The organism is Pseudomonas sp. Root562, from assembly GCF_001427125.1.
Classification (GTDB): domain Bacteria; phylum Pseudomonadota; class Gammaproteobacteria; order Pseudomonadales; family Pseudomonadaceae; genus Aquipseudomonas.
In genome coordinates this window covers 1-13256 of record NZ_LMGK01000009.1, presented here as the reverse complement: position 1 = coordinate 13256, position 13256 = coordinate 1, and the positions used below count along the sequence as shown (strand labels likewise).

Annotated in this window: 12 protein-coding genes, 1 tRNA gene and 3 pseudogenes; 9 read left to right on the top strand and 7 right to left on the bottom strand. The window is 57.0% G+C overall.

Going from position 1 to position 13256, the window contains the following annotated elements:
• Positions 1-31 precede the first annotated feature (31 nt).
• The 9 genes from thrS (at position 32) to ASD60_RS08955 (ending at position 7488) form a co-directional block, all read left to right on the top strand.
• Positions 32-1954 carry a threonine--tRNA ligase gene (gene thrS / locus ASD60_RS08995; protein ID WP_056853667.1) on the top strand — a complete coding sequence of 641 codons (1923 nt, stop codon included), beginning with the start codon at positions 32-34 and terminating at the stop codon, positions 1952-1954.
• Positions 1954-2505: a translation initiation factor IF-3 gene (infC, locus tag ASD60_RS08990; protein WP_169843736.1), complete on the top strand. Its 552-nt coding sequence runs from the start codon at positions 1954-1956 to the stop codon at positions 2503-2505. The genes thrS and infC overlap by 1 nt, the downstream gene beginning before the upstream one ends.
• Before the next feature lie 60 nt (positions 2506-2565).
• On the top strand, positions 2566-2760 hold the full coding sequence (gene rpmI, locus ASD60_RS08985; protein ID WP_002553160.1) for a 50S ribosomal protein L35: 195 nt from the start codon (positions 2566-2568) through the stop codon (positions 2758-2760).
• Positions 2761-2788: 28 nt separating this feature from the next.
• Positions 2789-3145 carry a 50S ribosomal protein L20 gene (gene rplT, locus ASD60_RS08980; RefSeq protein ID WP_007905879.1) on the top strand — a complete coding sequence of 119 codons (357 nt, stop codon included), beginning with the start codon at positions 2789-2791 and terminating at the stop codon, positions 3143-3145.
• 109 nt (positions 3146-3254) lie between these two features.
• Positions 3255-4271 (top strand): phenylalanine--tRNA ligase subunit alpha, encoded by a 1017-nt coding sequence (gene pheS / locus ASD60_RS08975; protein ID WP_056853666.1) that lies wholly within the window; start codon positions 3255-3257, stop codon positions 4269-4271.
• A 26-nt stretch (positions 4272-4297) separates the two neighbouring features.
• Positions 4298-6679 carry a phenylalanine--tRNA ligase subunit beta gene (gene pheT / locus ASD60_RS08970; RefSeq protein WP_056853665.1) on the top strand — a complete coding sequence of 794 codons (2382 nt, stop codon included), beginning with the start codon at positions 4298-4300 and terminating at the stop codon, positions 6677-6679.
• A gap of 3 nt (positions 6680-6682) precedes the next feature.
• Positions 6683-6985 carry an integration host factor subunit alpha gene (gene ihfA / locus ASD60_RS08965; RefSeq protein ID WP_002553164.1) on the top strand — a complete coding sequence of 101 codons (303 nt, stop codon included), beginning with the start codon at positions 6683-6685 and terminating at the stop codon, positions 6983-6985.
• Entirely contained in the window at positions 6966-7322 is a 357-nt protein-coding gene (locus ASD60_RS08960) for a MerR family transcriptional regulator (RefSeq protein ID WP_003179985.1), read from the top strand. The genes ihfA and ASD60_RS08960 overlap by 20 nt, the downstream gene beginning before the upstream one ends.
• Positions 7323-7411: 89 nt before the next feature.
• Positions 7412-7488: transfer RNA gene (locus ASD60_RS08955), tRNA-Pro, on the top strand.
• 170 nt (positions 7489-7658) lie between these two features.
• Here ASD60_RS08955 and ASD60_RS08950 read toward each other — a convergent pair.
• From ASD60_RS08950 to ASD60_RS08925, 7 genes and pseudogenes are all read right to left on the bottom strand, one after another.
• Positions 7659-8573: a transporter substrate-binding domain-containing protein gene (locus ASD60_RS08950; RefSeq protein WP_056853726.1), complete on the bottom strand. Its 915-nt coding sequence runs from the start codon at positions 8571-8573 to the stop codon at positions 7659-7661.
• Between the two features lie 95 nt (positions 8574-8668).
• The gene (locus ASD60_RS08945) at positions 8669-10060 is read right to left on the bottom strand and encodes an aldehyde dehydrogenase family protein (RefSeq protein WP_056853664.1); all 1392 of its coding nucleotides are present in this window, start codon (positions 10058-10060) and stop codon (positions 8669-8671) included.
• A 61-nt stretch (positions 10061-10121) separates the two neighbouring features.
• Entirely contained in the window at positions 10122-10937 is an 816-nt protein-coding gene (locus ASD60_RS08940; RefSeq protein WP_056853663.1) for an HpcH/HpaI aldolase/citrate lyase family protein, read from the bottom strand.
• Positions 10934-11776, bottom strand: coding sequence for an FAS1-like dehydratase domain-containing protein (locus ASD60_RS08935; protein ID WP_056853662.1), 843 nt, complete (start codon positions 11774-11776; stop codon positions 10934-10936). The genes ASD60_RS08940 and ASD60_RS08935 overlap by 4 nt, the downstream gene beginning before the upstream one ends.
• Before the next feature lie 26 nt (positions 11777-11802).
• A pseudogene (locus tag ASD60_RS08930) lies at positions 11803-12950 on the bottom strand (electron transfer flavoprotein subunit alpha/FixB family protein); the annotation flags it as partial.
• A 1-nt stretch (position 12951) separates the two neighbouring features.
• Positions 12952-13092 (bottom strand): annotated as a pseudogene (locus tag ASD60_RS28790) (electron transfer flavoprotein subunit alpha/FixB family protein); the annotation flags it as partial.
• Positions 13093-13256, bottom strand: a pseudogene (locus tag ASD60_RS08925) (electron transfer flavoprotein subunit beta/FixA family protein); the annotation flags it as partial.

Below are 13256 nucleotides of genomic sequence, written 5' to 3'. Positions count from 1 at the left end.
GGTAGGGGTCACCACTAGGAGAGGAGGCGCCATGCCAACTATTACTCTTCCCGACGGCAGTCAACGTTCATTCGATCACCCGGTCTCCATCGCCGAGGTCGCCGCATCCATCGGTGCCGGTCTGGCCAAGGCCACCGTGGCCGGCAAGGTCAATGGCAAACTGGCCGATGCCAGTGACATCATCGACAGCGACGCTACGCTGCAAATCATCACGCCAAAGGATGAAGAGGGGCTGGAGATCATTCGCCACTCTTGCGCTCACCTGGTGGGGCATGCGGTCAAGCAGTTGTACCCGACGGCCAAAATGGTCATCGGTCCGGTCATCGATGAAGGCTTCTATTACGATATCGCCTTCGAGCGTCCTTTTACTCCGGACGATCTGGCCGCGATCGAACAGCGCATGCAGCAGCTGATCGAGAAAGATTACGACGTGATCAAGAAAGTCACTCCGCGCGCCGAAGTGATCGAAGTATTCAAGGCCCGTGGCGAAGACTACAAGTTGCGCCTGGTCGAGGACATGCCGAACGAGCAGGCCATGGGCCTGTACTATCACGAAGAATATGTCGACATGTGCCGTGGTCCGCACGTGCCGAACACCCGTTTCCTGAAATCCTTCAAGCTGACCAAGCTGTCTGGCGCCTACTGGCGCGGTGACGCCAAGAACGAGCAATTGCAGCGCGTTTATGGCACAGCCTGGGCGGACAAGAAGCAACTGGCCGCCTACATTCAGCGCATCGAAGAGGCCGAGAAACGCGATCACCGCAAGATCGGCAAGCGCCTGGGCCTGTTCCACACCCAGGAAGAGTCGCCGGGCATGGTGTTCTGGCACCCCAATGGCTGGACCCTGTACCAAGTGCTTGAGCAGTACATGCGCAAGGTTCAACGCGACAACGGTTACCTGGAGATCAAAACGCCTCAGGTTGTCGACCGCAGCCTGTGGGAAAAATCCGGGCACTGGGCCAACTACGCCGACAACATGTTCACCACTCAGTCGGAAAACCGCGATTACGCGATCAAGCCAATGAACTGCCCTTGCCACGTGCAAGTGTTCAATCAGGGCCTGAAGAGCTACCGCGAGTTGCCGATGCGTCTGGCCGAATTCGGTGCCTGCCACCGTAACGAGCCATCGGGTGCATTGCACGGCATCATGCGTGTGCGCGCATTCACTCAGGATGACGCCCACATCTTCTGCACCGAAGAGCAGATGCAGGCCGAATCCGCGGCATTCATCAAGCTGACCATGGATGTCTACGCCGATTTCGGCTTCAAAGACGTCGAAATGAAGCTGTCCACTCGTCCGGAAAAACGCGTTGGCTCCGACGAGCTTTGGGATCGCGCCGAAGCGGCATTGGCTGCAGCCCTTGATAGCGCTGGCCTGCCGTACGACCTGCAGCCGGGCGAGGGTGCGTTCTACGGTCCGAAGATTGAGTTCTCGCTGAAAGATTGCCTCGGTCGCGTCTGGCAGTGTGGTACCCTGCAGCTCGATTTTAACCTGCCTGTCCGTCTGGGCGCCGAATTCGTCTCCGAAGACAACAGCCGCAAGCATCCGGTGATGTTGCATCGGGCGATCCTGGGCTCCTTCGAACGATTCGTCGGAATCCTGATCGAGCACTACGAGGGTGCATTCCCTGCGTGGCTGGCTCCGACCCAGGCAGTGATCATGAATATCACTGATAAACAGGCAGATTTTGTTGCCGAAGTAGAAAAAACTCTCAACGAAAGCGGGTTTCGTGCCAAGTCTGACTTGAGAAATGAAAAGATCGGCTTTAAAATCCGCGAGCATACCTTGCTCAAGGTTCCCTATCTCTTGGTTATTGGAGATAAGGAAGTCGAGATGCAGACTGTCGCTGTGCGTACTCGTGAAGGTGCTGACCTGGGCTCGATGCCCGTCGCCCAGTTCGCCGAGTTCCTCGCGCAAGCGGTTTCCCGGCGTGGTCGCCAAGATTCGGAGTAATTATTATTAAGCGTGAAATGAGACAAGATAAACGAGCTGCACCGAAAGCCCCGATCAACGAGAATATCTCGGCACGCGAGGTTCGGTTAATTGGCGCTGACGGCGAGCAGATTGGCATCGTCTCGATTGATGAAGCGCTTCGTATTGCTGAAGAAGCCAAGCTTGATCTGGTAGAAATCTCCGCCGACGCAGTCCCGCCAGTTTGCCGGGTGATGGACTACGGCAAATCGATCTTCGAAAAGAAGAAGCAGATTGCGGCAGCGAAGAAAAACCAGAAGCAGATTCAGGTAAAAGAAATCAAGTTTCGTCCAGGGACGGAGGAAGGGGATTACCAGGTAAAACTGCGCAACCTGGTACGTTTCCTGAGTGACGGGGACAGGGCCAAGGTATCCTTGCGATTCCGCGGCCGTGAGATGGCCCACCAGGAGCTGGGGATGGAACTCCTCAAGCGAGTTGAAGGTGACTTGCTCGAGTACGGTTCGGTCGAACAGCATCCTAAGATGGAAGGACGCCAGCTGATCATGGTCATCGCCCCGAAAAAGAAGAAGTAATCAACAGGGCACGGCAGGCCTTCTGATTATGTTTATCAACTGAATGCGGAGTATCCGAACATGCCAAAAATGAAGACCAAAAGTGGTGCTGCTAAGCGGTTTCTGAAAACTGCTAACGGTATCAAGCACAAGCACGCTTTCAAGAGCCACATCCTGACCAAAATGTCGACCAAGCGTAAGCGTCAACTGCGCGGTAGCAGCTTGCTGCATCCGTCTGACGTGGCAAAAGTCGAGCGCATGCTGCGCCTTCGTTAATTTTAGTCAAGAATAGAGGAAGTAACTCATGGCTCGTGTAAAGCGTGGCGTCATTGCCCGTAAGCGTCACAAAAAAATTCTGAAACTTGCTAAAGGCTACTACGGCGCACGCTCCCGCGTATTCCGTGTTGCCAAGCAAGCGGTAATCAAGGCAGGCCAATACGCCTACCGTGACCGTCGTCAGAAAAAACGTCAGTTCCGCGCTCTGTGGATCGCTCGTATCAACGCTGGTGCTCGTATCAACGGTCTGTCCTACAGCCGTTTCATCGCCGGCCTGAAAAAAGCGTCCATCGAGATCGACCGTAAGGTTCTGGCTGATCTGGCAGTGAACGAAAAAGCGGCGTTTGCTGCGATTGTCGAGAAAGCTAAAGCCACCTTGGCTTAAGTACCCCCGACAGTCACCCGGCCTCACCTCTGTGGGGCCAGGTGTTAAACGTCATAAATAGGGGAAGAGCCTTCAAGCTCTTCCCCTATTTTGTATCTGGAGTCTGTACATGGAAAACCTGGATGCGCTCGTCTCTCAAGCACTAGAGGCTGTGCAAAGCGCTGAAGATATCAATGCCCTGGAGCAAATCCGGGTTCACTACCTTGGCAAAAAGGGTGAATTGACTCAGGTGATGAAGACCCTGGGGAATTTGCCGGCAGAAGAGCGGCCGCAAGTCGGTGCGCTGATCAACGTTGCCAAGGAGCGTGTCACAGACGTTCTCAATGCGCGCAAGGCGTTGTTTGAAGAGGCCGACCTGGCTGCCAAACTGTCCGCCGAGTCCATTGACGTGACCCTGCCGGGCCGCGGTCAGACCTCCGGTGGTCTGCATCCGGTTACCCGCACTCTGGAACGCATCGAACAATTCTTCACCCACATCGGCTACGGCATCGCCGAAGGCCCTGAGGTCGAAGACGATTATCACAACTTCGAAGCGCTCAACATCCCAGGCCATCACCCGGCCCGGTCGATGCACGATACCTTCTATTTCAATGCCAACATGTTGCTGCGCACCCATACCTCGCCGGTACAGGTCCGCACCATGGAGTCGAAACAACCGCCGATCCGCATCGTCTGCCCAGGCCGTGTGTACCGTAGCGACTCGGATATCACCCACTCGCCGATGTTCCATCAGGTCGAAGGCCTGCTGGTTGATCGCGACATCAATTTTGCCGACCTCAAAGGCACCATCGAAGAGTTCCTGCGGGTGTTCTTCGAAAAAGAACTGGCGGTGCGCTTCCGTCCTTCGTACTTCCCGTTCACCGAGCCATCCGCCGAAGTCGACATGGAATGCGTGATGTGCAGCGGCAAAGGCTGCCGTGTCTGCAAGCAGACTGGCTGGCTGGAAGTCATGGGTTGCGGCATGGTCCACCCGAACGTGCTGCGCATGTCCGGGATCGACCCGGAAGAGTTTTCGGGCTTTGCCTTCGGCATGGGCGTTGAGCGTCTGGCCATGCTGCGTTACGGCGTGAACGACTTGCGTCTGTTCTTCGACAACGACTTGCGGTTCCTCGCGCAATTTCGCTAGTCGTAACGAATTCTTAGGAGAGCAGGATGAAATTCAGTGAACAATGGCTGCGTGGCTGGGTTAGCCCGCAGGTAAGTCGCGATGAGCTGGTTGCTCGTCTGTCGATGGCCGGTCTTGAGGTCGATAGCGTTACCCCGGCCGCCGGCGTATTCAGTGGTGTAATCGTGGGCGAGGTGCTCAGCACCGAACAGCACCCGGATGCCGACAAGCTGCGTGTTTGCCAGGTCAGCAACGGTTCGGAAACCTTTCAGGTCGTATGCGGTGCGCCAAATGTGCGCCCTGGCCTGAAGATTCCATTCGCCACCATCGGCGCCGAACTCCCGGGCGACTTCAAAATCAAGAAAGCCAAGCTGCGTGGCGTTGAGTCCAACGGCATGCTGTGCTCGCAAGCCGAATTGCAAGTGGGCGAGGGCAACGATGGCCTGATGGAATTGCCGGCCGATGCGCCAGTGGGTCAGGACATTCGTGAATACCTGAACCTGGAAGACGCCAGCATCGAGGTCGATCTGACCCCGAACCGTGGTGATTGCCTGTCCCTGGCCGGTCTGGCCCGTGAAGTCGGCGCGCTGTATGCCACCCCGGTCACGCGTCCGGTCGTTGCCAGCGTTCAAGCTGTCCACGATGAAGTGCGTTCGGTTGAAGTCCTGGCACCGGCTGCTTGCCCGCGCTACCTGGGGCGTGTGATCCGTAACGTCGACCTGTCCAGGCCTACGCCGCTGTGGATGGTAGAGCGCCTGCGTCGTGCTGACGTGCGCAGCATCGATGCCGCGGTCGACATTACCAACTACGTGATGCTTGAGTTGGGTCAGCCGCTGCACGCTTTCGATCTTGCCGAAATCAATGGCGGCATCCGCGTGCGCATGGCCGAAGAAGGCGAGAAGCTGGTACTGCTCGACGGTCAGGAAGTCAGCCTGCGTAGCGATACGTTGGTGATCGCCGACCACACCCGCGCACTGGCAATTGCCGGCGTCATGGGGGGCGAGCACAGCGGCGTCAATACCGCGACCACTCGCGATATCTTCCTGGAAAGCGCGTTCTTCGATCAAATCGCGGTTGCTGGCAAGGCTCGTTCCTATGGCCTGCACACCGATGCATCGCACCGCTACGAGCGTGGCGTGGACTGGCAGCTCGCCCGTGAAGCCATGGAGCGCGCCACTGGCCTGCTGCTGGAAATCACTGGTGGCGAAGCCGGCCCGATCATCGAAACCGTGAGTGAGCAGCACCTGCCGTCGATCGCACCGGTGACCCTGCGCGCTCAGCGCATCACCCAAATGCTGGGCATGGAAATGGACCCGGCTGAAGTTGAGCGTCTGCTCAGCGCCTTGGGCCTGACCATTACCGCAGACGGGGCAGGGCAGTGGCGCGTAGAAGTGCCAAGCCACCGCTTCGATATCAGCCTGGAAGTCGACCTGATCGAAGAGCTGGCGCGTCTGTACGGCTACAACCGCCTGCCGGTTCGTTACCCGCAAGCGCGTCTTGCGCCGCAAGCCAAGGCAGAAGCACGTAGCGATTTGCCGGAACTGCGTCGTCTGCTGGTTGCCCGTGGTTATCAGGAAGCGATCACCTACAGCTTCATCGATCCGAAACAATTCGAGCTGTTTAATCCGGGTGTAGAGCCGTTGCTGCTCGCCAACCCGATTTCCAATGACATGGCTGCCATGCGTTCGTCGCTGTGGCCAGGCCTGGTCAAGGCGCTTCAGCACAACCTGAACCGCCAACAGGATCGGGTGCGCCTGTTCGAGAGCGGTCTGCGTTTCATCGGCCAGCTCGAAGGTTTGAAACAAGAGCCGATGCTGGCCGGTGTGGTTTGCGGTAGCCGCCTGCCGGAAGGCTGGGCGCAAGGTCGCGACACCGTAGACTTCTTCGACGTCAAGGCTGACGTTGAAGCGGTGCTGGGCTTCGCCGGTGCTCTGGATGCATTCACGTTCGTGCCTGGCAAGCACCCGGCATTGCACCCGGGTCAAACCGCGCGCATCGAACGCGAAGGTCGTCTGGTGGGCTTCATTGGCGCCATCCACCCTGAGTTGTCGAAAACCCTGGGTCTCGATCGTCCGGTATTTGTTTTCGAGATGGTTCTGGCTGAAGTGGCGTCGGGCAAAATGCCTAAATTCCACGAGTTGTCGCGCTTTCCTGAAGTGCGTCGTGACCTTGCACTGATTGCGCACAAAGACGTTGCAGCCTCGGCTGTATTGGACGTTATCCGTGAAAATGCAGGCGAATGGCTGACAGACCTCAGGCTATTTGACGTATATCAGGGTAAAGGCATTGATCCTGATAGAAAAAGCCTCGCAGTTGGCTTGACCTGGCAGCATCCATCGCGCACTCTTAATGACGATGAGGTGAATACCACGACGCAAAACATCCTCACCTCGCTCGAACAAAGGTTGGACGCCACGTTAAGGAAGTGACGTATGGGGGCTTTGACGAAAGCTGAGATGGCGGAACGTCTGTATGAAGAGCTGGGCCTGAACAAGCGGGAAGCCAAGGAATTGGTTGAACTGTTTTTCGAGGAAATCAGGCACGCTCTTGAAGACAACGAACAAGTCAAATTGTCCGGTTTCGGCAATTTCGACCTTCGGGACAAACGCCAGCGGCCTGGCCGCAATCCGAAAACGGGAGAAGAAATCCCTATCACGGCTCGCCGTGTGGTCACCTTTCGTCCAGGGCAGAAGTTGAAGGCCCGAGTTGAGGCTTATGCTGGAACCAAGTCATAACGACGAGCTACCCGTCATCCCAGGCAAACGCTACTTCACCATTGGTGAAGTTAGCGAGCTGTGTGCGGTAAAACCGCACGTACTGCGCTATTGGGAGCAGGAGTTTCCTCAACTCAACCCCGTCAAACGCCGCGGAAACCGCCGGTATTATCAGCGCCAGGATGTGCTGATGATCCGGCAGATCCGCGCGCTTCTTTACGATCAGGGGTTCACCATCGGCGGCGCACGCTTGCGCTTGTCCGGCGATGAAGCCAAAGACGACACCACCCAATACAAGCAAATGATTCGCCAGATGATCGCTGAGCTGGAAGATGTCCTGGTAGTCCTCAAGAAATAAATTCCTGCTTTTAAATACTTCCAGTTTTCAAAAGCTTGCGATATATTCTTGAGCGTTCCTCGAGAAGAGGAACAAGTTTCACGCCTAGTCGGGGCGTAGCGCAGTCCGGTAGCGCACTAGCATGGGGTGCTAGGGGTCGAGTGTTCGAATCACTCCGTCCCGACCATATAATTCAAAGGGTTGCGAGATTTTATCTCGCGACCCTTTTTTATTTTTAGGCGTTACTGCCCCTACAAAAACTCTGGCTCTTGGTGGAGTCTTCAGCTGATGCAAAGGTAATGGCGCGATAAGATTGTCTCGCTGTGTCCTGGTCACTCGAGCAGAAAGGGACGACCGTTAAAGAGCCTTTTCCGGCGCCGGTTGGTCGTTGGGTTGGGCGATGATTGTTTTGAGCTCTGCGCTCATGGGGAATTTGAGATTCAAGCCTTTGGGAGGGATGGGCTGAGTAAACCATTTATCGTAGATGGCGTTGATTTCGCCCGAGACGAAAAGTGACTTGATCGAGTCATCCACGACTTTTTTGAGATCCGGATCACCCCGACGCATTGTGCAACCATAGATTTCGTTGGATTGCGGGGTGCCGGTCACGACCCAATCTTCCGGTTTCTTTGCCTTGGCCATCTCGCCCGCTAGCAATGCGTCGTCCTGCATAAACGCAATGGCGCGGCCGGACTCGAGCATTTGGTAAGACTCGCCAATGTCTTTGGCAGAGATTACGTTCATATTCATCTTTTTCTCGGCATTCATGACCTTGAGCATCCGCTCGGCGGTGCTGCCAGCAGTAGTCACTACGTTCTTGCCGTTGAGATCTTGAAAGTCCTTGTAAACCGAATCCTTCCTGACCAACAGGCGGGTGCTGGCTTCAAAAATGCCGACCGAGAAGTCGACCTGCCGAGCTCTCTCAGCGGTATTGGTTGTTGAGCCGCACTCCAGGTCCACAGTGCCGTTTTGCACCAGTGGGATACGCGTCTGTGATGTCACCAGGTTATATTGTACGTTCAGCTTGGGCATACCGAGTTCTTGCTTGATAGCCTCGACAATCTTTAATTGAATGTCATGGGAGTAGCCCACCGGCTGACCGGATCCGTCGGCAATATAAGAGAAGGGAATGGACGAGTCTCGGTGACCCAGGGTGATGGTCCCCGAGGTCTTGATTTTCTTAAGCGTGCCGGTGGGTTCGGCAGCCATGAGGGCAGTACTACTTAAGGCCGCAGTCAGGGTAACGCCCAGGATTGCAGGGAAGACTCGCATCAAAAGCTCCTCATAAGTGTGAGGCGAGTCTTTCTCTGACTCGCCCATCTTTGGCTCAGCGGACGTTCTTGCTGGGCTTGGCGTCTTGCTTATTATTAGTGACGGTCCAGCCAGACAGTCTGTGCATTGCAGAACTCGCGCACACCGAAATGCGACAGTTCACGGCCAAAACCGCTTTTCTTTACACCCCCGAAAGTGACGCGTGGGTCGGTTGCGCAATATCCATTGATGAATACGCCTCCGGTTTCCAGTTCGCCGGCCAGCTTCTGGGCCAGTTCGACGTTGCGTGTGTAGATGGTCGAGGCAAGCCCGAATTCACTGTCGTTGGCCAGTTCCAGTGCGTGTGCTGCGTCCCGCGCGGTGATGATTGATGCCACGGGCCCAAACAATTCCTGTTTGAATGAGGTCATCTGGTCGGTGACATCACCAAATACCGTAGGCTCGTAGTAGTTGCCAGGGCCTTCGGCCTTTCTGCCTCCCAACAACAAGGTCGCACCTTCTTCCAGGGTGTCTCGGACCTGACGATCCAGTTCATCGCGCAAATCAAAGCGAGCCATGGGTCCTATGTAAGTGTCTTCGGCCAGTGGATCGCCAATAACCAACCTCGAAGCGGCCTCCACAAATTTGCGGGTAAATTCCTCGACAACGCCTTGCTCGACAATCAAGCGCTTGGCAGCCGCGCAGACTTGTCCGGTGTTTTGATAACGGCCAATCACAGCAGCTTTGACGGCTTCGTCCAGATCGGCGTCGTCAAGCACGATAAAGGGATCCGAGCCACCCAGTTCCAACACGCACTTCTTCAAGGCTGCACCCGCCTGCGCACCGATGGCCATGCCCGCACGGACGCTGCCTGTAAGCGTTACCGCGGCAATGCGAGGGTCTTGGATTGCCATGGAAACAACTTCGGGCGTGACATTGATGATATCAAACACACCCTCGGCGAAGCCGGCGCGCTTGAACGCATCTTGCAGCAAGTACGCGCATCCCATCACGTTCGGCGCATGTTTGAGTACGTAGGTGTTGCCGGCAATCAATGCAGGAACGGCGCCGCGCAATACTTGCCAGATGGGAAAGTTCCACGGCATCACGGCGAGAATAGGACCCAGGGGACGATACTCTATGCGTGCTTTCCCTCCCTCAACCTGAGTAGGTTCGGCGGTCAGCATGGCAGGACCGTGTTCGGCGTACCACTCGCATAGCTGCGCACACTTTTCAATTTCAGCGCGCGCCTGAGTAGTGGGTTTGCCCATCTCTTGAGTGATCATTTTCGCCATTGAATCTGCGTTGTCGCGTAATGCCCTTGCCAGAGCGATCAGGGCGCGGGAACGCATTTCGACAGACTGGCTGCGCCAGAGGGAAAACCCCTTGATCGCGCGGGACAGTGAGGCTTCCAGTTCTGCTGCAGACTCGAAGGGGTAGTGGCCTATCTGCTCACCGTTGGTGGGGTTGATCGATATGGCATGGGTGTGGCTGGAAACGTGGGTCATGACACCGTCCTGCAGAGAGTGGAGGGATGCACAGCATCGAAGCAAAAGCGTTGGCGTGGGGTCAGGTTGCGCGAGCCATGATCGATTGCGCACGACCTATGACAGGTGCATCGACCATCTGCCCATCCAGCACGAAAACGCCCTCACCCGAGCGGGCGGCCTGGATAATGCGTTGCGCCCAATTCAACTCTTCCAGGCTGGGTTTGAGCGCCTGATGAATGATCGCGACCTGGCTTGGGTGGATACACAGCGCGCCACCAAAACCCATGTCCCGGGCAAATTGCACAGCGCCCAGTAGCCCGGTGGTGTCCTGGATCGAGGGAAACACGCCGTCCAGCGCTGGAGCGAGCCCGGCAACTCGCGTGGCGAGCAAAACCGCATAACGGGCGTGGCTGAGGATTGCTTCAGCGGCAGGGCTGCCAACCGTCAGGTTCATGTCCAGACCCAGGTCCAGACTCCCGAACGACAAACGCTCGACTCCCACAGTGCCGGCAATCTCGGTGAGTGCCGACAAGCCCTTGGCACTTTCTATGATCGGCCAGATCGGTTTTTTGCAACCTGCCGCAGTCTTTACTTGAGCCGCGCTTTCTGCTTTGGGCAGCAGGATGCCGATCACTCCCGCGTGGTGCTGGCAAAGATCCAGATCTGCGCCATGCGCCCAGTGATCCGGGGCATTCACCCGCACCAGAATCCGCGCCTCCGGGTTTTCGCTGAGGAAGGATTCAAGATTGTTTCTTGCCTGCTCCTTCAGGTTTTCCTGTACCGCGTCTTCCAGGTCTACGATGACCCGGTCGGCGCCGGTGGCGAGAGCTTTGGCGATACGCTCGGGTCGAGTGGCCGGCACAAACAGGGCGGATCGAATAATTGATGTGCTCATGGCTTTGCTCCATTGCTGAACTCGATTTCTCCGATCTGTGCCGTGCCGTCCTGATTGCCAGCCCATACTTGCGCTTTGCCTTCTTCGATCAAACGTCCGCCCACTTCGAAGGGGTGTGGTGAAATCAGCGGCCTCACTCCGCGGAAGACGAAACGCTCCAGGCGTGCAGTTGGATGCGCTTTGGTAAAGGCTCGCAGGTTCAACGTGGCAATCAACGGGCCATGTACTACCAGGCCTGGATAACCTTCGGTCTCCGTCACATAGGGCCAGTCATAGTGAATCCGATGACCATTGAAAGTGACTGCGGAATAGCGGAACAGCAGTGTCGGGGTGGGCTCGATCGATTCCTGCCATTGGCCTTCCGGTAACGGTTCGGTGCCGCCCAGTTTGGGTGGAACAGGTTCTCGGTAAACAATGTCCTGATCATCTTGCAGGGCGCGTTTGCCGTCCTGGAAAAACTCATGGCGTACTGTGACGAACAATAAGGAACCCGTGCGACCGTGCTTCTCCTCGACGTTGAGGATGGTCGACACACAGGTCACTTCAGCTTCCACCGTCAACGGCTGGTAAAACTCGATTCTGCTACCAGCCCACATGCGATTGCGGTTATGGGCAGGCGGCAAAAAGCCGCCAAGCGCTGGATGGCCATCCGGTCCTAGTTCACTGGCGCCGACCGGCTCCTGAAAAAATGCCCAGTGCCAGAGAGGCGGCAGCGGTTCACCTGGTTGTGGCGCCGACTCGCCCAATGTGGCGGCTATGCGTTTGACCAGGGTGTAACTGATCCGATCCTGGCTTTCCTGACGTCGACCGACCCATGAAGAAAAATCGGAATTGCTCATATTGGTTTCTCCAGTTTGGTCGGTGATCAGGCCAGGGCGGCCAGTTCAGGAATCGCTTCAAACAAGTCCGCCACCAGACCGTAATCGGCCACCTGGAAGATCGGCGCTTCTTCGTCCTTGTTGATCGCAACGATCACCTTGGAGTCTTTCATGCCGGCCAGGTGCTGGATCGCGCCGGAGATACCGACCGCGATGTACAGCTGTGGAGCAACGATCTTGCCGGTCTGGCCGACCTGCATGTCGTTGGGTACGAAACCTGCGTCGACCGCGGCGCGCGAAGCACCGACGGCAGCGCCCAGCTTGTCGGCCAGGGCGTACAGGTGTTTGAAGTTGTCGCCGTTCTGCATGCCGCGGCCGCCGGAAACGACGATCTTGGCAGCGGTCCAACGGCAGCGCCCAGCTTGTCGGCCAGGGCGTACAGGTGTTTGAAGTTGTCGCCGTTCTGCATGCCGCGGCCGCCGGAAACGACGATCTTGGCAGCGGTCAGTTCCGGACGATCGGACTTGGCCAGTTCTTCGCCGACGAAGCTGGAGATGCCAGCGTCGTGAGCAGCAGCAACCGCTTCAACGGCAGCCGAACCACCCTCAGCGGCAACCGGGTCGAAACCGGTGGCACGCACGGTGATSACCTTGACCGCAGCGTTCGATTGAACGGTCGCGATGGCGTTACCGGCGTAGATCGGACGCTTGAAGGTGTCGGCGCTTTCTACCGAAATGATCTCGGAGATCTGGTCAACGTCCAGCGCAGCGGCAACGCGTGGCAGGATGTTTTTGCCGTTGGAAGTGGCGGCAGCCAGGATGTGGCTGTAGCCCTTGCCAAGCTCTGCGACCAGTGGAGCAATGTTTTCCGGCAGCTGGATGATCTCGGAGATCTGGTCAACGTCCAGTGCAGCGGCAACGCGCGGCAGGATGTTTTTGCCGTTGGAAGTGGCGGCAGCCAGGATGTGGCTGTAGCCCTTGCCAAGCTCTGCGACCAGTGGAGCAATGTTTTCCGGCAGCTGATGCGCGTAAGCGGCGTTGTCAGCGTTCAGGACTTTGCTCACGCCCGCGATTTTCGCAGCGGCTTCAGCCACGGCGCCAGCGCCTTGGCCTGCAACCAGCACGTGGATGTCGCCGCCGATTTTGGCAGCGGCAGCAACGGTGTTCAGCGTGGCCGGGGCCAGCACTTTGTTGTCNGCCAGCGCCTTGGCCTGCAACCAGCACGTGGATGTCGCCGCCGATTTTGGCAGCGGCAGCAACGGTGTTCAGCGTGGCCGGGGCCAGCACTTTGTTGTCCTGCTGGTCGGTTGAATAGTCAGCAATAACCAGGATCGTCATTCAGATCACCTTCGCTTCATTCTTGAGTTTTTCCACCAGTTCAGCCACCGACTTGACCTTGATACCCGCGCTGCGTGCAGCAGGCGCTTCGACTTTCAGGGTCTTGTTGGTGGAGGCGGTGGAAACGCCCAAAGCGTCCGGAGTCAGCGTCTCGAGAGGCTTCT